This window comes from Deltaproteobacteria bacterium, assembly GCA_026712905.1.
Classification (GTDB): Bacteria; Desulfobacterota; Binatia; order UBA9968; family JAJDTQ01; genus JAJDTQ01.
Window position 1 is genome coordinate 1 of sequence record JAPOPM010000259.1, and the last position, 18,398, is coordinate 18,398.

At 66.2% G+C, this 18,398-nt stretch carries 12 protein-coding genes; 4 read left to right on the top strand and 8 right to left on the bottom strand.

The features are described from left to right. Positions 1-166 precede the first annotated feature (166 nt). Positions 167-1,846, top strand: a complete 1,680-nt coding sequence (locus tag OXF11_21560) for an amidohydrolase family protein (GenBank protein ID MCY4489677.1) — start codon at positions 167-169, stop codon at positions 1,844-1,846. 284 nt (positions 1,847-2,130) lie between these two features. Here the strand turns inward: OXF11_21560 and OXF11_21565 are convergent, their stop codons facing one another. Together OXF11_21565 and OXF11_21570 are read right to left on the bottom strand one after the other, a co-directional pair. Continuing rightward, positions 2,131-3,102, bottom strand: a complete 972-nt coding sequence (locus OXF11_21565) for a tripartite tricarboxylate transporter substrate binding protein (protein ID MCY4489678.1) — start codon at positions 3,100-3,102, stop codon at positions 2,131-2,133. Between the two features lie 162 nt (positions 3,103-3,264). Then, entirely contained in the window at positions 3,265-4,338 is a 1,074-nt protein-coding gene (locus tag OXF11_21570; GenBank protein ID MCY4489679.1) for an LLM class flavin-dependent oxidoreductase, read from the bottom strand. Positions 4,339-4,548: 210 nt separating this feature from the next. Between OXF11_21570 and OXF11_21575 the strand changes: the two genes are divergently transcribed. Next, positions 4,549-5,574: an amidohydrolase family protein gene (locus tag OXF11_21575; GenBank protein MCY4489680.1), complete on the top strand. Its 1,026-nt coding sequence runs from the start codon at positions 4,549-4,551 to the stop codon at positions 5,572-5,574. Positions 5,575-5,624: 50 nt separating this feature from the next. On the opposite strand, the gene OXF11_21580 is transcribed toward OXF11_21575, so the two are convergent. From OXF11_21580 to OXF11_21600, 5 genes are all read right to left on the bottom strand, one after another. Further along, positions 5,625-6,563, bottom strand: a complete 939-nt coding sequence (locus OXF11_21580; protein ID MCY4489681.1) for a hypothetical protein — start codon at positions 6,561-6,563, stop codon at positions 5,625-5,627. Between the two features lie 12 nt (positions 6,564-6,575). Next, on the bottom strand, positions 6,576-7,649 hold the full coding sequence (locus tag OXF11_21585) for an ABC transporter ATP-binding protein (GenBank protein MCY4489682.1): 1,074 nt from the start codon (positions 7,647-7,649) through the stop codon (positions 6,576-6,578). A gap of 26 nt (positions 7,650-7,675) precedes the next feature. Continuing rightward, positions 7,676-9,388 (bottom strand): iron ABC transporter permease, encoded by a 1,713-nt coding sequence (locus OXF11_21590; GenBank protein MCY4489683.1) that lies wholly within the window; start codon positions 9,386-9,388, stop codon positions 7,676-7,678. Between the two features lie 138 nt (positions 9,389-9,526). Beyond that, on the bottom strand, positions 9,527-10,621 hold the full coding sequence (locus OXF11_21595) for an extracellular solute-binding protein (GenBank protein MCY4489684.1): 1,095 nt from the start codon (positions 10,619-10,621) through the stop codon (positions 9,527-9,529). 119 nt (positions 10,622-10,740) lie between these two features. After that, positions 10,741-12,579, bottom strand: coding sequence for a glycoside hydrolase family 15 protein (locus tag OXF11_21600; protein ID MCY4489685.1), 1,839 nt, complete (start codon positions 12,577-12,579; stop codon positions 10,741-10,743). Positions 12,580-12,716: 137 nt separating this feature from the next. On the opposite strand from OXF11_21600, the gene gnd reads away from it, so the two are divergent. Together gnd and pgl are read left to right on the top strand one after the other, a co-directional pair. Beyond that, positions 12,717-13,736, top strand: coding sequence for a decarboxylating 6-phosphogluconate dehydrogenase (gnd, locus tag OXF11_21605; protein ID MCY4489686.1), 1,020 nt, complete (start codon positions 12,717-12,719; stop codon positions 13,734-13,736). A 14-nt stretch (positions 13,737-13,750) separates the two neighbouring features. Further along, a complete protein-coding gene (gene pgl / locus OXF11_21610; GenBank protein ID MCY4489687.1) occupies positions 13,751-14,437 on the top strand; it encodes a 6-phosphogluconolactonase in 687 nt (228 codons plus the stop codon). Between the two features lie 34 nt (positions 14,438-14,471). On the opposite strand, the gene OXF11_21615 is transcribed toward pgl, so the two are convergent. Next, positions 14,472-18,398 (bottom strand): pre-peptidase C-terminal domain-containing protein (locus OXF11_21615; protein MCY4489688.1); only part of this gene is annotated, 3,927 nt, incomplete at its 5' end.

The window sequence follows — 18,398 nt, forward strand, 5'->3', positions numbered from 1 at the left end:
TACCCTGGCCAAGTCCTTCGGCGTATACAGTGAAGGACCCATCGAGGATCCGGCGGACATTCAGGCCGCGGTCCGGCGGGCGCTGGCGGTGGTCAAGGAGGAGCGCAAGCCGGCTCTGCTGGACGTGATCATTCAGGCGATCTGAAGATAATCAGGAGGACTCGTCATGGCATACGATTTCGTGATTCGCGGCGCGACCATCTGTGACGGCACGGGCCAGCCTCGTTACACGGGGGACGTGGCCGTCGAGGGGGGTACCATCCGCCAGGTGGGCGGCAAGGCCGGCGCGGCCCGGCGCGAGGTGGACGGCGACGGCCTGGTGGCCGCCCCCGGCTTCATCGACGGCCACACCCACATGGACGCACAGCTCCTGTGGGACCCCCAGGTGACGAGTTCCTGCTACCACGGCGTCACCAGCATCGTCACCGGCAACTGCGGCCTGAGCCTCGCCCCGTGCAAGCCGGAGGACCGGGACATCCTGCTCCAGACCTTCTCCCACGTGGAAGGCATGGACATCGACCTCCTGCGGCGCGCGGTGGAATGGAGCTGGACCGACATGGCCGGCTACATGGACGCGGTGGCGGCCATGCGTCCGGCGCTCAACGTCGGCATGCTTGTGGGCCACTGCCCGCTGCGCCAGTACGTCATGGGCGAGGACGCCATCAAGCGCGCCGCCACCCCGGACGAGGTCGCGGCCATGCAGGTGCTCCTGCGCGACGCGCTCAACGCCGGGCTCCTGGGCTTCTCCACCAACCGCAACGAGCGCCACTTCCGCGAGGACGGCGAGCCGCTGCCGAGCCGGCTGGCGGAATGGGAAGAGCTGGAAGCGTTGGGGCAGGTGCTTACGGACCTGAACCGCGGCGTCATCCAGATGAGTTCCGCGGGCCAGAACGCCGAGCGGGTGGCCTCGCTGGCCGACTTCTCGCTGCGCACCGGCCGTCCGGTGGTGTGGAACTCCATCCTGCACCGCTGGGCCAGACCGGATGAGTGGCGCGAGCTGCTGGACGCCACGGTGAAGGGCTTCGAGCGCGGCGCCCAGGCCTGGGCCAACACCAACGTCCGCCCCTTCAACAACCGCTTCAACCTCATCGACGGTCAGGAGTTCGACGAGTTCCCCACCTGGCGCGGCCTCATGTTCAGCCCCATCGAGGAACGCCGGGCCGCCTTCCAGGACCCGGAAGTGCGCAAGAAGCTGCGCTGGGAGGTGGTGGAGGACACCAGCACCTCGGCCTTCCACCGGCGCTGGGACATCGTCTACATCGTCAAGCCCGCCACCGAGAAGAACGCCCATCTCAAGGGCGCCAACGTGGCCGACTACGCCCGCTCCGTGGGCAAGGACGTCTTCGACGCCTTCATGGACCTGTGCCTGGAGGAAAACCTGGAAACCGGTTTCCAGACCGCCCACACCAACGGCGACGCCGATGCCGTCGGCGCCATCGTGGCGAACCCCTACACCGTACTGGGCCAGTCCGACGCCGGCGCCCACGTGGCCATCGACGCGGGCTTCGGCTACTGCACCCTGCTGCTGGCCAAGTACGTGCGCGAGCGCGGCGACCTGACCCTGGAGGAGGGGGTGCGCAAGCTCACCTCCATGCAGGCCGACATCTGCGGCATTGCCGACCGCGGCCGGCTTGAAGAGGGAATGGCCGCGGACGTGACGGTGTTCGACCCCGCCACCGTCGCCCCCCGCGAGCCCGAGCTGTTGCACGACTTCCCCGGCGGCGCCGCCCGGTTGGCCCAGTATGCGGACGGCATTCATACCGTCCTGGTCAACGGAGAGGTGTCACTGGAGGGCGGCGAGCCCACCGGGGAGCGGGCGGGGAAGGTGCTGCGGAACGGGGTGTAACGGGGACGTTCGCTCGACTGGATTAAAACGCAGCACCGGGGGTGTCAACCAACCGGCACGTACCGCCTCCGCCAACATGGCGTCCGCGAGAAACGGGCTCCGCGTCTCCTTCGGAGGGCCGATTTCCGCCACCACGCGGTCCCTGTCCGTTACCAGGACGGTTTCGCCGGATGCGGCCAGCCGGATGTACTCGCTCAGCCGGTTGTTGAGTGCCTTGATTCCCACCGATCGCATGGTGACAAATGGTAGCTACTTGTCAACGTGCGACCGGCAGGAACCGTGGCCTACTGCTTCAGGGCCTTCTTCATCGCGGGCGAGTACTTCCGGTAGAGCGCCGCGAGGTCCGCGATGTCTTTGTTGGCCCGCGCGGTGCCGCCCGGATCTAGCACGAGCCCCGACTTCTTGATGAACGCATCGTAGTCCTTGTCGTTCATGGCCTTCATGAGCAACGTCTCCAGGACTTTCACCACCTTGGCCGGGGTTTTCGGGGGGGCCGCTATGTGGCGGGCTGAAGACACCGTGACGTTGTACCCCGCCTCGATGGCGGTGCGGACATCGGGAGCGTTGATGGCCCTCTTCGGTCCCATGGTCAGGACCGGCCGGATCTCGCCGGTCTTGAGGTACGGCACCACGGAGGGATGGTCGATGGGCTGGAAGAAGACGTCGTAGTCCCCCCGCAACAGGCCGGGCAGGTTCTCGCCGGTGCCGCGGTAGCCGGACACGACCTGGTAGTCGATGCCCAACTCGGCGGCCGCAATGAAGGCGTCCACCCAACGTCCGACGCCGATGGCCTCGAGACCCCAGGTCACGCGTTTGGACCTCTGCAAGTCCTCCAGCGACTTGTACTTGGAGTCCTTGCGCAAGAGCAGGGCGTAGGGCTCGCCGCCGACCCGCGCCACCCAGGTGAACTTCTCGTAGTCGTAGCCCGTCTTCTTGACGCCCCTCAGAAACGGCACGGCCATCATGCCGCCGTGCAGTTGTCCGATGGTGTAGCCGTCGGGCTTGGAGCGGTAGAGATAGACGGTGCCGGTGATGCCGCCGGCCCCGGTGACGTTCTTGACGATCATCTTGACGCCCTTGGGCAGATACTTCTCGCCGAAGCGGGTGATGGCCCGCGAGATGGTGTCGAAGCCCCCACCGGGTGAGAAGGTGACGACACTGTTGATATTCTTTTCCGGGAACTCCGCGTGGCTCGGGACGGCGAAAAGCGGGAGTGCCGCGAAGCCGATAACTACGGCATGAAAAAGACGAGTCATGGTTACACCTCCGTCAAGGCGGTAGTCGCCGGTTTGCCGGCGCGGATGACGTTTCCCGCGCCGTTTGAAAATCGCCATGTTTATTCAGGTGGGGGGCTGGTGTCAAGCACCGTGACGATGAGCACACCTGTGTGTCGAAGCGATCCCGGCTGGGCAGGCGGACTACTTCGCCGCCGCTTTCACGGCGCCGAAACCCGGCATCACTTCTTCGCCGAACAGGCGAACCGAACGTTCGGCGTCGTCGAGGCTCATGTCGTTGAAGTTGACCTGCAGCGAGGCGTCGTCGATGCCGCCCACCACCTCGTCATAGGCGGCGATCCGCTCCGCCAGTTGATTCGGCGTGCCGACCCAGGCCGCGCCGCTCTCCACCTGGGACTCGAAGGTCTCGCGCTTGAGGGCGGCGATGATCTTGTCGTAGCCCTTGTAGTCGGCGGAGGAGGCGCCGGTGATCCAGCCCGATGCGGCGTCGACCAGCGCTGCCAGATAACGGTTCAAGGGACCGCGCGCGATCCGCGCCGCTTCGTCCGCGTCTTCGTGGCAGTACATGTGGAAGGCGAGCATCACGCGGCCCTTGCCCGGATGGCCGGCCTTGTCCCATGCTTCGCGGTAGATGCCGCACAGCTCGCGCATGGCGGAGCGGGCGATCGGGATGGCCATGATCCAGTTCCCCTGCGCCCCGGCCTTTTCGAATGACCGCGGGGTGGCGAGGGCCGCGGTCCAGAACCGGGGGCGCGGCTTCTGCGTCGGGCGCGGCAGCGAGGGGATGTTCTCGAAGCTGTGAAACCGCCCCTTGTCGGTGACGTTCTCCTCTTCGAGCAGACGGCGCACCTGTGCCATGCCCTCGTCGAAACGCGCCACCGACTCGTCCGGCGAGATGCCGAAACGCTGGTACTCGTGGGGCAGGAACGCGCGCGCGAAACCGACTTCGAGCCGCCCGCCGGAGATGGCGTCGAGCATGCCGATCTCGCCCGCGAGCTTGAGCGGGTTGTTGAATACCGGCAGCACCGCGCCGGTGACCAGGCGCGCGGCCGCGCTGCGCTGAGAGGCCGCGGTGAGAAACACGATGGGGTTCGGGCTGTAGCCCCCGTAGAAGTGGAAGTAGTGCTCCACCGTGCGGATGCGGGTGTAGCCGTACTCGTCGCACAGCTCGCACAGCCTCAGGCAGTCGTCGAAGTACGCGGCCGCCGAACGGTGGGCCGGCCCCACGCAAGGAAAGAACTGCATCCCGAATTCCATGATCGCTGTTCTACTCCCTCCGGTCCCGATATAGACACCACACTAGCCGACCCCCGGCTGTCTTGACAACGTAGCGGCGATGGCCATAGAGTCGAGACTGTTCGTTCCCTCGGCGCCGGATGCACTCCATCGCGTGACCGAGTACGGCATCCAGTCAACTCCGCGCCGCCGGCACTCTTTCAACCGACCAAACCAATCGAGGAGGAAACCATGGCCAGAGACATCGAAGTCATCGATGCGGACGGGCACATCACCGAGAGTGACGAGCAGCTCAAGCAGTATATGGAGACGCCTTGGGTGGACCGGACGGCGACCCTCTACCCGATCGACAACTGGGACCGTTCCATCGGCGGAACCCTGGGGACGACGGCGGGTGACGCGAAGACGTGGCTCAACGCCATGGACGAGGGCGGCCTCACCACCGCGTACCTCTATCCGACCGGTGGTCTGGGCATCGGCTGGATCCGCGAGCCCGACCTGGCGGTGGCCCTGTGCAAGGCGTGGAACGACTTCGTCTCCGAGGAGTTCCAGAAGGTCAGCCCCAGGCTCAAGGGGGTGGCGCTGGTGTCCTTTCAGGACGTGCCCGAGGCGGTCAAGGAGCTGCGCCGGGCGGTCCAGGAGCTGGAGCTGACGGGGTTGATGCTGCCGGCGGTGGGGCTGCGGTTGCCGCTGGGGCACCAGGACTACTGGCCCATCTACGAGGAGGCGGAGAAGCTCAACTGCATGGTGGGCGTGCACGCCACGGTGCGCGGGCCGCAGTATTTCGGCGCGGACGGTTTCGACCAGTTCATCGAGGTCCATACCCTGTCCCATGCCTTCGCCCAGATGATGCAGATGACCAGCATGATCTTCCGCGGCGTGATGGACCGGTTTCCGAACCTCCGGGTGGCGTTCATGGAGGCGGGCTGCTCATGGGCGCCCTACTGGGCCGGACGCATGGACGAGGAATGGGAGAAGCGCGGCCAGGCGGAAGCGCCGCTGTGCAAGAAGAAGCCCAGCGAGTACGTGCGCAACGGCAACATCTACTTCCACGCCGAGGACTACGAACCGTTCATCGGCGAGACGGGCAAGTGGCTGAGCCCGGACGTTCTCTACTACGCGTCCGACTACCCCCACTGGGACATGGAGTTCCCGGAGAACATCGACCACCTCGGCCGGCGCGAGGACCTGTCTCCCGAGGACAAGAAATGGCTGCTGGCGGATTCCGCGAAGCGGCTGTACGGCGTGATCGACTGAACCGATAATGGGAGGCGAAGAAGGCCGAACTTCTTCGCCTCCCGGTTTACTCAGAACTCCTTTATCTCCCGCAACCGCATCTTCTTCCGCAGCGCCTGGCGCAACACGTACGTCCCCACCGCCAGGTCCTCGTCCGGGATCCCGTTGGACTGGAACAGCACCTTGCGGGCTCGGCCCGGGACACCGTCGGAGACGATGGTTTCCAGCGGCACGACGTCGCGCCAGCGCAGTTGCCTCCTGGCACAGGCGTCGACGAGGTCGCCGCTGCAGTGCCGCGCGGTGGCGAGATCGTCGGTGACCACCAGGTCCATGGACCTGACGAGCCGCCCGGACACCTCGTGTTTCACGGTCGAGTTGGCGCCGATGGTGGCGACGAGGACGTCGTCCTTGAGCCTCCGGCCGTCGACGATGGGGGTGGTGGAGCTGGTGGAGATCACCAGGATGTCGGACTCGCTCTCGACCTCGTCCAGGGAGCCGGCCACCCGGAAGGGTGTCTTCACGACCTTGCGCATGGTCTCGATGAAGGATTGCCGGCGCGCGGCGTTGCGGCCGTACACCAGCACCTGCTTGGGCCGGCAGGCCTTGACCACGGCCTCCACCTGGAACGTGCCCTGCCACCCCGGGCCGATGAGACCCAGCACGGCGGGCTTCGGTGGGGCCAGGTACTTGGCCGCCACGCCGGTGGCCGCGCCGGTGCGCAGGCTGCTGAGATAGGCGGCGCTCATGATCACCTGGAGCGCGCCGGCGGCGCCGTCGTACAGCGAGATGGTGTTGGCCTTGGCAACGTAGCTGCGCAGCGCGATGAGATCCGTGTCCTGGTGCCACGCCGCCATGATGTTGAGCTGCTTGGAACTGCCCTGGAGTCTCCGGCGTGGAAGGGTTCGCACCTTGCCGGCGGCCCGGTCCCGGAACATTCGGTCGAGGAGGCGGATGCACTGGGTCATATCCACCAGTTCGCGAGTCTGCTCGGCGCTGACGATCAAAGACATGGGGACTCTCCTTCAAGCTTCAGGGAACACGTGCCAGCCCTTGTCGAGCAAAGAGACCGCGACCGTCTCACCGCGGGCGTACTCGGCGTCGCCCACCGCCCGGACCGTCAGCTCCACCTCGCCCACCTGTACCTGGCAGTGAAGCGTGTCGCCCAGGTACGTCTGGCGCAGCACCTGGCCGCGCAGGCCGGCCGGCGACTCGCCCACGGCGATGCCGATGTGCTCGGGGCGGATGCCCAGCGTGACCGCCGCACCCGGCGCGCAGCCGGACGGCACGGCGCATTCGATGGCGCCCAGGCCCGACTCCACTCGGCCGGCGTCGAGCACCTTGGCCGGGAGGAAGTTCATCTCGCCGACGAAGCGCGCGACGAAGAGGCTGGACGGCTCGGAGTAAACCTCCTTGGGCGTGGCGAGTTGGAGGATCTGTCCCTCGTTCATGACGCACACGCGGTCGCCCAGGCTCAGGGCCTCGGCCTGATCGTGGGTGACGTAGAGGGAGGTGACGCTCACGGATTCGGCGATGCGCCGCAGCTCGTCGCGCATCTGGTCGCGCAGGCGCGCGTCGAGGTTGCTCAGGGGCTCGTCCATGAGCAGCACCTTGGGCCGCGTCACCACCGCCCGGGCCAGCGCCACGCGTTGCTGCTGGCCGCCGCTCAGGTCCGTGACCGGGCGTTCCTCCAGCCCTTCCAGCCGCACGAGCCGGAGCGCTTCCTGTGCCCGGTCCCGCACCTCCGACCGTGGGATGCGCCGCTGTCCCTCGGTGAGCGGCAGGACCACGTTCTGCAGCACGTTCAGGTGGGGCCACACGGCGTAGCTCTGGAACACCATGCCGATGTCGCGCCGCTCGGGCGGCACATAGGACCCGCCCTCGGCGCTGTCCACCAGTTCGCCGTCGATTTCGATGGAGCCGCCGTCGGGCCGCTCCAGGCCGGCCACGCAGCGCAGGGTGGTGGTCTTGCCGCAGCCGCTGGGCCCCAGGAGTACCATGAACTCGCCTTCGGCCACTTCCAGGTCGATGCCGTCGACGGCGCGCACCGGGCCGCGGGACGAGTCGAATATCTTTTCCAGCTTGCGAATGCTGATCATGAACGAGGCTCCAACAGCCGTTTGTCTCACTCTTCCGCCAGGGCGCTGCGCCGGCCGAAGATCCAGAACAGCAGCAATAGCGGCGAGAAGAACAGGATCATCAGGGTCGTCACCACCGAGGCTTCGGTCATGCCGGCCGCGGCCCAGTAACTCCACACCACCGCGGTGAGGGTGATGTTGCTCTCGGTGGCGAGGAACACCGCCACGGTAACCTCGCGATAGACCAGCAGGGCGGTCCAGATCCACACGGACATGAGGGTGGGGCGCAACAGCGGCAGGAGCACGCGGCGGCTGGCCCGCAACATGGTCATCCCGGACACGTAGGCCGCTTCCTCGAGCTCCTTGTGTATCTGCAAGAGCGCGCCGTTCAAGGCGCGGGTGGCGAAGGGCAGGCGGGTGACCAGGTACACCAGCGCGATGAGCCACACGGAGCCGTAAAGGGGCACGTAATCCTTCAGCACGAACAGCGCCACCAGCAGCGCGCCGATGGCGAAGAGCAGTTCGGGCACGGTGTGAGGCAGGAAGGCGCCGAACTCCAAAGCGTAACGCCCGCGGCTGCGGGTGCGCACCACCAGCCACGAGATGGCGAAGGCGCACACCAGCACCAGCGCCGGCACCACGAACATCAGGATCAACGTATGCTTCATGCCGCGCCAGACCAGTTCCCAGTTGACGTTGTAGAAGTTGTTGAGCGAAAGCTGTTCCCACATCTCCAGGGACGGCGGCGCGACGTAGGGTGCGAAGGCGATGAAGCCGACGAGCCCGATGGGCACGAGCTTGGAGAGGACGGCGTAGACTCCGATCATTCCCCAGGCGGCCCAGTTCCACCCGCCCAGGTCCAGCATCTTGGGGCGGTAGCCCTTGCCCGTGATGACCTGGTAGCGGTTGCCCTTCTGCAGCACGCGGCCGTACCACGCGGTGAGCGCCAGCGCCACCACGATCATGAGCACTCCCACCGCGCCGGTGATGCCGTAGCGCGGCTCCATGTCCTCGGGGAACGTCAGCGTGAACAGATAGGTGCTGAAGAGGTAGACGCGGTTGCCCAGCCCGATGACCGCGGGCACGTCGAAGGTGGCGATGCCGACGATGAAGATGTAGATGACCGCGGCCATGATGGCGGGCATGGCCAGGGGAATCGTCACCCGGCGCAGCGTGGCCGCGGCGCTCATGCCGGCGGTGCGCGCCGCCTCCTCCAGCATGGGGTTCATGGCGCGGAACATCTGCGTGGTGAGGATGAACGCCAGCGGCGCCAGGTTCAGCCCCTGCACGAAACCCATGCCCAGGGGCGTCGCGATGTTGACCGGGCCGGAATCCAGCCCCAACAGGTCCACCAGCCAGCGGTTGATGAAGCCGATGCGCGGGTGGGCGATGAACGTCCAGCCCATGGCCACGAAGATGCCGGGGATCAGGAGCCCCAGCGTCATGATGACGTAGATGGCGGGTTTTCCCGGAATCGTGGTGCGCTCGGTGAGCCAGGCGATGGGAAGCCCGATGATCAGCGCGAAGAAAACCGTGGAAAACGCAAACCAAAGCGTGTTCCACAGCACGCCGTAGATCTCGGAGTCTCCAAGGACATCGTGGTAGTTCTCCAGGGTATAGCTGGAATGGGCGGTGCCGAGGGTGCCGCTCTGGAAGCTCACCCACACGATCACCAGAATGAACATCGCCACGAGCGCCATGGGGGCCAGCGCGACGGGCAACAGCGGGGAAACCCGGCCGTTAAGACGCGGCAGGCGCACGGCGACGGGCCTTTCTCGGTTCGGGTGCGGGCAACTTGTTCCCGACTGATCGGGGGCATGCCTTGGACTCGATGAAAGGCATGCCCCCGATGCTGATCGGACCGCGGGAGACGCGTGGCCTCCCGGGTCGCGCGGCGACTACTTGCCGCCGTCCTTGAGGATCTTGCGGAACTCCGCCTGGATCTTCCGGAGCGCCTTGGGATCGTGCGTGTTGTTGCGCTCCACCGTGTCGATGAAGAGCAGGCCGCCGCCCGCGACGATCTTCTGCACCGGCTTGCGCGTGTTGGCCTCCGGGTAGATGTGCAGGTCGTGACCGCCCAGGTCCCACTGGAGCTTCTGGCCCTCCGCCGTGTTCATGAATGCCGCGAACAGGGTGGCCGCGTTGGGGCGCTGCGCATGCTTGGGCACGCCCAGGTACATGACGTTGACCCGTGAGATCTCCTTGATGGTGGCCTGCTTCACGGGCGCGCCCTTGCGGCTCATGCGCAGCGCGTCGTCGTGGCCGCAATCGAACACCAGCATCAGGAACTCGCCGCTGGCGAGGCGATCCTGGGCGTTGCAGATGATCAGTCCGCCGATGTGCGCGGCGAGGCGCTTGGTGTAGTCGGTCATGCGCTCGCGCCCGAGCATGTCGTCGGCGGCGAACTGGTAGAGCCCGGTGGCGTAGGGCGTGGATGCGATTTTGCCCTTGAACTTGGGCTTGAAGACGTCCTCCATGCTCGTGGGGACGTCATCGCCCTTGACCAGCCGCGAGTTGTAGGAGATGCCCACCACCCGTGAAGCGATGGCCACCGCCGCGCCCTTGGGGGCGGTCCGGTTGATGTTGGCGTCCTTGGGGTTGGGCCGCTCCAGCAATCCCTCCCAGTCCATCAGCGTGAGCATGCCCTTGGCCGTGCCCTGGGAGATGTGGTTCGAGGTGCCCAGGTGGAGGTCGGTGCTGGCCGGCTGGCCGGCGGCATGTTCCTGCAGCAGCTTGGCGGTCATGCGCGGGAAGCTGGGTCCGGGGGTGTAGCGGACCTTGAGATCGGTCCCGTAGCGCTTGTTCAAGGCCGCGACCATCTTGCGCAGGCCCACGTCCCCGCCGAGCCGGCCGGGCGTCCACTGGATCTTGAGCTCGCCTTCCTTCTTGGCGGCTTCGATTACTTTCTGAAGCGCGGGGGAGATCTTCTCTTCCGCGAAGGCGGGGAGGGTGAGGCCGAGCACGGCCAATGCCACGAGCACTCTTGCAAACATACGTCTTCCTCCGTTCCTGGAATGGTTTCGGGACCGCGCGTTCTCACGGACCCGGCTGGCTGTTACGGGGTGGTGTCTACGTGAATCCGGGGGCTGTCGCAACCCCGTCGGACGGAGCTTCAGTCCTTCGACCCGAGCTTGCGGTCGAGGTTGAACGCCGCGCTGATGAGGCCCAGGTGGGTGAAGGCCTGGGGGAAGTTGCCAAGGGCCTCGCCCCGCGGGCCGGTCTCCTCGGAGTAGAGACCCAAGTGATTGGCGTAGCTCAACATCTTCTCGAAGATGAAGCGGGCGTTGCCGAGCCGGCCGGCGCGGGTGAGCGCTTCCACCAGCCAGAAGGTGCACATGCTGAAGGTGCCTTCCTCGCCGGCGACCCCGTCGGCCGTCCGGGCCACGTCGTAGCGGTACACCAGGCTGTCCGACACCAGGCCGCCCTCGTGCGGCGGGCGGTGGATGGCCTCCAGGGTGGAGAGCATCTTGGGGTCGGTGGGGGACACGAAGAAGACCAGCGGCATGAGCAGGTTGCTGGCGTCCAGCGTGTCGCTGCCGAAGGACTGCACGAAGGCGTTGCGTTCGTTGTTGAAGCCATCCGTCATGATCCGTTCGTAGATGGCGTCCCGGTTCCTGAGCCAGCGCTCGCGGTTGGCCGGGAACGAACGCTTCTCCGCCAGGCGCACGCCCCGGTCCAGGGCCACCCAGCACATGAGCTTGGAGTAGACGAAGTGCTGGCGTCCGCCCCGCACCTCCCAGATGCCTTCGTCACGCTGGTTCCAATGGTCGCACACCCACTCCATCAGGCGTGACAGGTTGGTCCACAGCTCCGAGTCGATAGGCGTGCCGTACTTGTTGAACAGGTACACCGAGTCCATCATCTCGCCGTAGATGTCGAGCTGGAGCTGGTCGGCGGCGGCGTTGCCTATGCGCACGGGCGAGGATTTCCGGTAGCCTTCCCAGTGGTCGAGGGTGGACTCGGGGATGTTCTTCTCGCCGCGGATGCCGTACATGATCTGCAGCGAGCCGTCCGGCTTGAGGTCGCCGCAGCGTTCCTTGAGCCAGCCCATGAAGCGGCCCGCTTCGTAGGTGAAGCCCAGCCGCATGAGGCCGTACAGGCTGAAGCTGGCGTCGCGGATCCAGGTGTAGCGGTAGTCCCAGTTGCGCTCGCCGCCGATGTTCTCCGGCAGGCTGCAGGTGGGCGCGGCCACGATGGCGCCGGTGGGCTCGTAGCACAGGAGTTTCAGCACCAGCGCCGAGCGGTCCACCATCTCGCGCCAGCGGCCGCTGTAGCGGGACTGGCGCAGCCACTGGTGCCAGTAGCGCTCGGTGTCCTCCAGCAGCTCGAGGCAGCCGTCCACCTCCGGACAGTCGCAGTCGATGCCGCGGTCGTCGACCCCCTGGAACACCGCCGCCAGCACGCTGTTCTCGTGCAGCGTGCCGCTGGCGACCACCCCGCCGTTGCCGTCCGGGCGCATGGACACGACCGTGCGGTGGCCGCTCTGGGACAGCTTCAGCATGCAGCCGAGACCGTCGCTCTGGAACACCGCGCGGTTGTCGCGCACCTCCACGGTGTGGTCCCCGCGTCCGTAGTCGAACGCGGGCGTGCATTCCAGCTTGAGCGACATGGTGCCGCGCACCACCTTGGCGATGCGGATGATGCGCCCGTGGTAGTTCTCGTCGGCCGGTCCGGGCGGCATGAAGTCCATGACCTCGCTGACGCCTTCCTCGGTCATGAAACGGGTGATCAGGATGTTCGTATCGGGCAGGTACAACTGCCGGCAGGTGACGTTGTCCACGTCCGGACCGATGACGAAACGTCCGCCCTTGGCGTCGTCGAGCACGGCGCCGAAGACGCTGGGCGAGTCGAAACGCGGATAACAGAACCAGTCGATGGAGCCGTTGTCACCCACCAGGGCGACCGTGTGAAGGTCGCCGATGACGCCGTGGTTCTCGATGGGAGCGTACATGTCGCGCACACTTTATCGTATCCGGAAGGGCAATACTATCGTGTTGCCGCGGTGGGTCCTTCCGGTGGTGCCGGTGTGTTAAGATGTCCCCTTAGGAGACATCCTCGACAAGAAACAGCGTACCCAAGGAGGCTGGCATGCAGTTGGGCATCATCGGTTTGGGAAGGATGGGCGGCAACATGGCGCGGCGGCTGATCAAGGCTGGGCACCAAGTGGTTGCCTTCGACAGGCACGCCGACGCCGTCCAGGGACTGGTGCAGGATGGCGCGGTGGGGAGCGGCTCGCTCGCCGAACTGGTGGCGAAGCTCGACAAGCCCCGGGCGGTGTGGATGATGGTGCCCGCGGCCGTGGTGGACCAGACCATCGGCTCCTTCGTGGAGCACCTGGAAGCGGACGATATCCTGATCGACGGCGGCAACTCGAATTACGTCGACGACATCCGGCGCGCCCGCGAACTGCAGGCCAAGGGCATCCACTACGTGGACGTCGGCACCAGCGGCGGCGTCTGGGGACTGGACCGGGGTTATTGCCAAATGATCGGCGGCGAGACGGGCGTGGTGGAACATCTCGATCCGATCTTCGCCACGCTGGCCCCCAGCATCGACGAGGCGCCGCCCACCCCGGGCCGGCCGCCGGGCAAGGGCACCGCGGAGCACGGCTACCTGCACTGCGGCCCCAATGGCGCGGGCCACTTCGTCAAGATGGTCCACAACGGCATCGAGTACGGTCTCATGGCGGCCTACGCCGAGGGTTTCAACATCCTGAAGCACGCCAACATCGGCAAACAGGGGCGGGCCGCCAGCGCGGAACAGACGCCGTTGAGGGATCCGGAGCACTACCAGTACGACTTCGACCTGGGAGAGGTGGCGGAGTTGTGGCGGCGCGGCAGCGTGGTCACCTCCTGGCTGCTGGACCTCACCGCCAACGCGTTGCTCGAGGACTCGGAGCTGGGGCGGTTCGCCGGCCGGGTGTCCGATTCCGGGGAAGGTCGCTGGACCATCCACGCGGCCGTGGACGAGGCGGTGCCCGCCCACGTCCTCACCGCGGCCCTGTTCGAGCGCTTCAGCTCCCGCGGGGAAGCGGACTTCGGCGACAAGCTGCTCTCGGCCATGCGCTTCCAGTTCGGCGGCCACGAGGAGCTGCCGGACAAGAAATAGCCGGAAGTCCGGCCATGGACATCGAGATATTGCCGGACAGCGATGCGGTGGCGCGGCGCGCGGCCGCCTTCATCGCGGATGCCGCGCGCGCCGCGGTTGGTGCCCGCGGACGATTCGTATTCGCCGCGAGCGGCGGGCGGACGCCGTGGGTGATGCTGCGGGCGCTGGCGGAGGAGGAAGTGCCTTGGGATGCGGTGGAGGTCGTGCAGGTGGACGAGCGCGTGGCCCCGGCGGGCCACCCGGACCGCAACCTGACGCACCTGCTCGAGAGCCTGGCGCATACGCCCCTCCGGTCCGATCAGATCCACCCCATGCCGGTGGAGACACCGGACCTGGATGCGGCCGCACGCGAATATGCCGGCACGCTGGAGCGGTTGACGGCGCCGTCAGGGCGCCTGGACCTGGTCCACCTGGGCCTCGGTCCCGACGGCCACACGGCGTCGCTGGTCCCGGGAGCGCCGGAGCTGGAAATCCGCGACGCAAGGGTGGCCGCGACCGGCGTCTATCAGGGCCGCCGGCGCATGACGCTTACGTTTCCGGTGCTGGACAGGGCGAGGCGAATTCTCTGGGTGGTGACCGGTGCGGACAAGCGCGAGATGCTGCGGCGCCTACGCAACGGCGACGCCGCCATCCCCGCGGGCCGAGTGGCGCAGGACACGGCGGTGGTGATGGCCGACCGGGCCGCGGCAGGGCAGGATTGAAAGGACCGAGACCTGACGCGGCTGGCGCTGATCCCTACAACTCTTCCACCGACAGGGTGTAGTCATGGGTGAGAACGTCACCTCCCGCACCGGCGGCCACGTAGTAGGTGCCGTCTGCCGACGGGGTGAACTCAATCCTGTGGGTGTTGCCGTACCTGGTCGCGGTGTTCGTCGTGTCGGGAACCAACTCGACGTCGGAATCATAGACCCCCCACAGATGCGCGGCAACCTTGCCACGGTATGTGGACTCAGGGTCTATGTCGATGCGGTAGGCCGTGCCGGCTTCCAGTTCAAACGCAACCCAGTCCACCTCGCCGTCGTAGCTGATCGCGCCCCTGACAGATCCACCCACCTCGATGCTGGTGCTCCTGTCGGCCACGGACGCCCCCGAGAGATCCTCCACCGACAGCGTGTACGATACCGTCTCCTTGTATTTGGATCGCCTGCCCACGATGCCCACGTAGTAGGTACCGTCTTCCGACGGCATGAGAAACAACGGCTCTCTGGCCCAGGCTCCGGACTCAACCCGGGTGCCGTCCGAATCGTAGATCCCTTCAATCCAGACGCGCCTGGCCCCTGACAGGTTGAACCGGTACAGGTCGCCGGCCTCCAGGGTTACCGCGAACCAGTCCCGGTCGCGATCCCAGGCAATATCGCCCTGCACCGATCCGTCCACGGGGAGCCGCCCGATCGTGTTGGTCCAGGCCGAATGCAGGTCCGTCGTCAACTCTAGTTTGTAGGGCCCCGTACCGCTGCCGAACGAACGGGCAGAGACGTAGTAGGTGCCGGTTTCCGCCGGCCGGAAGGTCTTATGACTGTCCAGCCAGAATCCGCCATTGTTGTCCTCCGTGCCGGGGATCAGGTTACCGGCGGAATCGTAGATCCCGGCCAGGAACGGGTCTTCCAGAAGTGTATCCGCTATTTCCCGCAGCCAAATTCCGTCCAAATCGAAGAGGTAGGTCCCGCCAGCCTCCATCTCCACCGCATACCAATCCGCATCATAGGGATAGTCGATCTCGCCCAAGACCGTTTGAGTCCCGCCGATGCGCCCGCTCGTGTCGGTCCCTGCCGTCTGCGCATCGCCGCTTATAGTATTTTTCAGCGATAGCTTGTAGGTCCCCGTATCGGCGCGATGGGCGCCCGCGGACACGTAGTAGGTGCCGGCTTCCGACGGCCTGAAAAACACCCAACTGTCCGGATTCCGGCGGGCGCCGTTGTCGTTCGTCGTTCTGGCGATCAGGTTGCCGTCGGAATCGTGTATGCCGTACAGGTACGGGTTTCCAAGGGTTCCGGCGCCCAGGTACGAACCCTCCATGAGCACCCGATAGATCACGTTGGCCTCCAACGTCATCGCGTACCAGTCTCGGTCGCCTGCCGCGTCGATGCTGCTCGTGACCGATCCATCCACTGCGAGGCTGGGGGTCATGTCGGGGTCGAATGTCTGCATGTAAGCGTCCGTAATGTCCGTCACCCCCACTCTGTAGGTCCCCCTGTACTGGCCGACGGAACCGGCGGACATGTAGTGGGTGCCCGTTTCCTTGGCGATATAGATCAACCATGCGTTGCGGCCGATGCCGGAGTTGTTGTCCGTCGTGCCGGCGATCACTGTTCCATCGGAATCGTAGATGCCGCGCAGGTAGGGGTCCTCCAGGTCGCCGGCGCCGGTGCTTTCGCCCTCCACGTCGAACCAGTACGTTCTGCCCTCCTGCAACTCCACCGCATACCAGTCGCGGTCGCGGCCATAGTCGATCGCGCCCAACGTGGTGCCGTTCACCGCCACCGTGCCCGTCGTGTCCGTCCCGGCCGTCAGCGTGTCGAGAGCTCCGGCATCCGTCACCGATAGCCAGTAGGGGCCCGAGGCGTAGAGACCCCAAACATGTTGGTGTCTACCGCCGCCGGCGGACACGTAGTACGTGCCCGCAACCGTCGGGGTGAAAGTCACCATCGCGGCGTTATAGCCTAGACCGTGATATTCGTCCGTCGTGCCGGGAATAAGGTTGCCCTCGGAATCGTGAATGCCGTACAGGTAGGGATTCCACAGGTGGGGTTTCCACAGTTGCCGAGGCTGTCCCTCCAACTCGATCCGGTAGGTCTTGCCGGCCTCCAACTCCACCGCAAACCAGTCCCTTTCCTTCTTGGGATCGATTCTTCCCGCCGCCGTCTCGCCGACCACGACACGACCCGGCGTGCTCGTGTCGGCGGGGAAGTCCATCGTCCCCTCCGAAACCGTCATCGCGAGTTCGCTGTTGTAGATCGTGCCCGTCGCCTCCGAATCCGCCAGCAACGCCCCCACCGCGTCGCCCAGCCAAAGACCGAACGTCTCGCCGCTGTCCTCCACACTGTCGTCGATCAGCGGGACCTCAACGTCCTTCTCGGTCTCACCCGGCGCAAACTCCAGCTCTCCGGACACCGGCTCGTAGTCCTCGCCCGCCACCGCCGTCCCGTCCGCCGTCGCATAGCGCACCGTCACCGGCTGGGCCGACGCCTCGTCCAGGCTCACGCGGAATACCAGCACGCCGTCCGACTCGTGCGCCTCCGCATCCGACACGTGGATCGAGCTCGTAGCTTTCGTCACCGTCAGCCGGTAGCTGCCTTGCTGGTCTCCTTCCGCTCCCGCCGACGCGTAGTAGGTGCCGTCCTCCGGTGCGGTGAAGGCCACCCGTACGTTGCGGCCCTCGCCACGGTGGTGGCCCGACGTGCCGCCCATCAAGCCCCCTTCCGCATCGTAAATCCCGGCCAGATACGGCTCCGACAGCGTCCCGGCTTCCGTTCCCGACCCCTCCAGCGCGAAGAGGTAGGTGGTCCCGGCCGTCAACTCCACCGCGAACCAGTCGCGGTCGTCCCGGGCTCGGATTTCGCCGGATGCCGACTCGCCGACCAGGACGCGGCCCGTGGTGTCGATACCCGCCGGGAGATCCGTGCTCCCCTCGGAAACGGTCGGGAGAGGCTCGTCTACATCGGTGACGCTGACGCTGACCGCCACGTCGCTGTGCAGGCTGCCGTCGCTCGCCCGGACCGTCAGCTCGTGGCCTGTCGTGCCTGACTCGTAGTCCTCGCCGGCGCCCGTGTAGAACAACTCCCCCGTCGCCGCGTTGATCGTGAACAGCCCCGACTCGTTGCCGCCCACGATGCTGTACGTCGGCGCCGCGCCCTCTGGGTCGTTTGCCGCCACCGTGCCGAGCGCGACCGGAGTCTCGCTCCCGTCCACGTTCTCCGCCAGGACGAAAGTGTAGCGCGCCTCGACGAAGGTCGGCGCCTCGTCCTCGTCCGCGCCGGTCACGTCACTGGTTTCCTCGGTGTCGCTTGACCGCACCTCGAGTTCATACGTGCCGATGCCGCTGTACGTGTCGCCGTTGCCTGCCGGCGACACGTAGTAGGTGCCATCTTCCGGCACCGTGAACGACACCCGGGCATTGATGCCGACCCCTCCATCGTCCCCGTACGTGCCCGGCATCCAGTCACCCTCACTGTCGAACACTCCGAAAATCGTTGGATCGATCAGCGTTCCGTCGCCGGTTTCCCGGCCGCGCACGTCGATCGTGTATTCCCGGCCCGCCACCAGCTCGACGGCGAACCAATCCTGGTCCCATAGGGATTCGATTTTTCCCGTCACCGGGGGACCGTTGACGCTCACCCGGCCCTGCGTCGTGACAGCCTGCGGGAGATCGGCGTCCTCCGGTTCGGAACCCGGCGTGCGCTGCGAGGTCGGTGCATCCTCGGGCGTGGGCGGGTTTTCCTGCGTGGGCGGGTCTTCTTGCGTGGGCGCTTCGTCCAGGTCCGTGAGGTCGGTCGCCGTGAGTCTGTAGGTTCCCTCCTGGTCGCCCCAGGCCCCGGCGGACACGTAGTAGGTGCCGCTCGTCTCGGCGGTGAAGGTCTTTCGCGCGTTGCGGCCCTCGCCCCCGCTGTTGTCGGTCGTGCCGGCGATCAGGTTGCCCTGGGCGTCGTGAATGCCCCGCAGATA

What these genes read in the sequence shown, in the direction of transcription:
- gnd (MCY4489686.1), top strand. Translation starts at nt 12,717, where the DNA reads ATGCAGTTGGGCATCATCGGTTTGGGAAGGATGGGCGGCAACATGGCG.
- OXF11_21585 (MCY4489682.1), bottom strand. Translation starts at nt 7,649, where the DNA reads ATGATCAGCATTCGCAAGCTGGAAAAGATATTCGACTCGTCCCGCGGC.
- OXF11_21570 (MCY4489679.1), bottom strand. Translation starts at nt 4,338, where the DNA reads ATGGAATTCGGGATGCAGTTCTTTCCTTGCGTGGGGCCGGCCCACCGT.
- pgl (MCY4489687.1), top strand. Translation starts at nt 13,751, where the DNA reads ATGGACATCGAGATATTGCCGGACAGCGATGCGGTGGCGCGGCGCGCG.
- OXF11_21565 (MCY4489678.1), bottom strand. Translation starts at nt 3,102, where the DNA reads ATGACTCGTCTTTTTCATGCCGTAGTTATCGGCTTCGCGGCACTCCCG.
- OXF11_21575 (MCY4489680.1), top strand. Translation starts at nt 4,549, where the DNA reads ATGGCCAGAGACATCGAAGTCATCGATGCGGACGGGCACATCACCGAG.
- OXF11_21600 (MCY4489685.1), bottom strand. Translation starts at nt 12,579, where the DNA reads ATGTACGCTCCCATCGAGAACCACGGCGTCATCGGCGACCTTCACACG.
- OXF11_21595 (MCY4489684.1), bottom strand. Translation starts at nt 10,621, where the DNA reads ATGTTTGCAAGAGTGCTCGTGGCATTGGCCGTGCTCGGCCTCACCCTC.
- OXF11_21580 (MCY4489681.1), bottom strand. Translation starts at nt 6,563, where the DNA reads ATGTCTTTGATCGTCAGCGCCGAGCAGACTCGCGAACTGGTGGATATG.
- OXF11_21560 (MCY4489677.1), top strand. Translation starts at nt 167, where the DNA reads ATGGCATACGATTTCGTGATTCGCGGCGCGACCATCTGTGACGGCACG.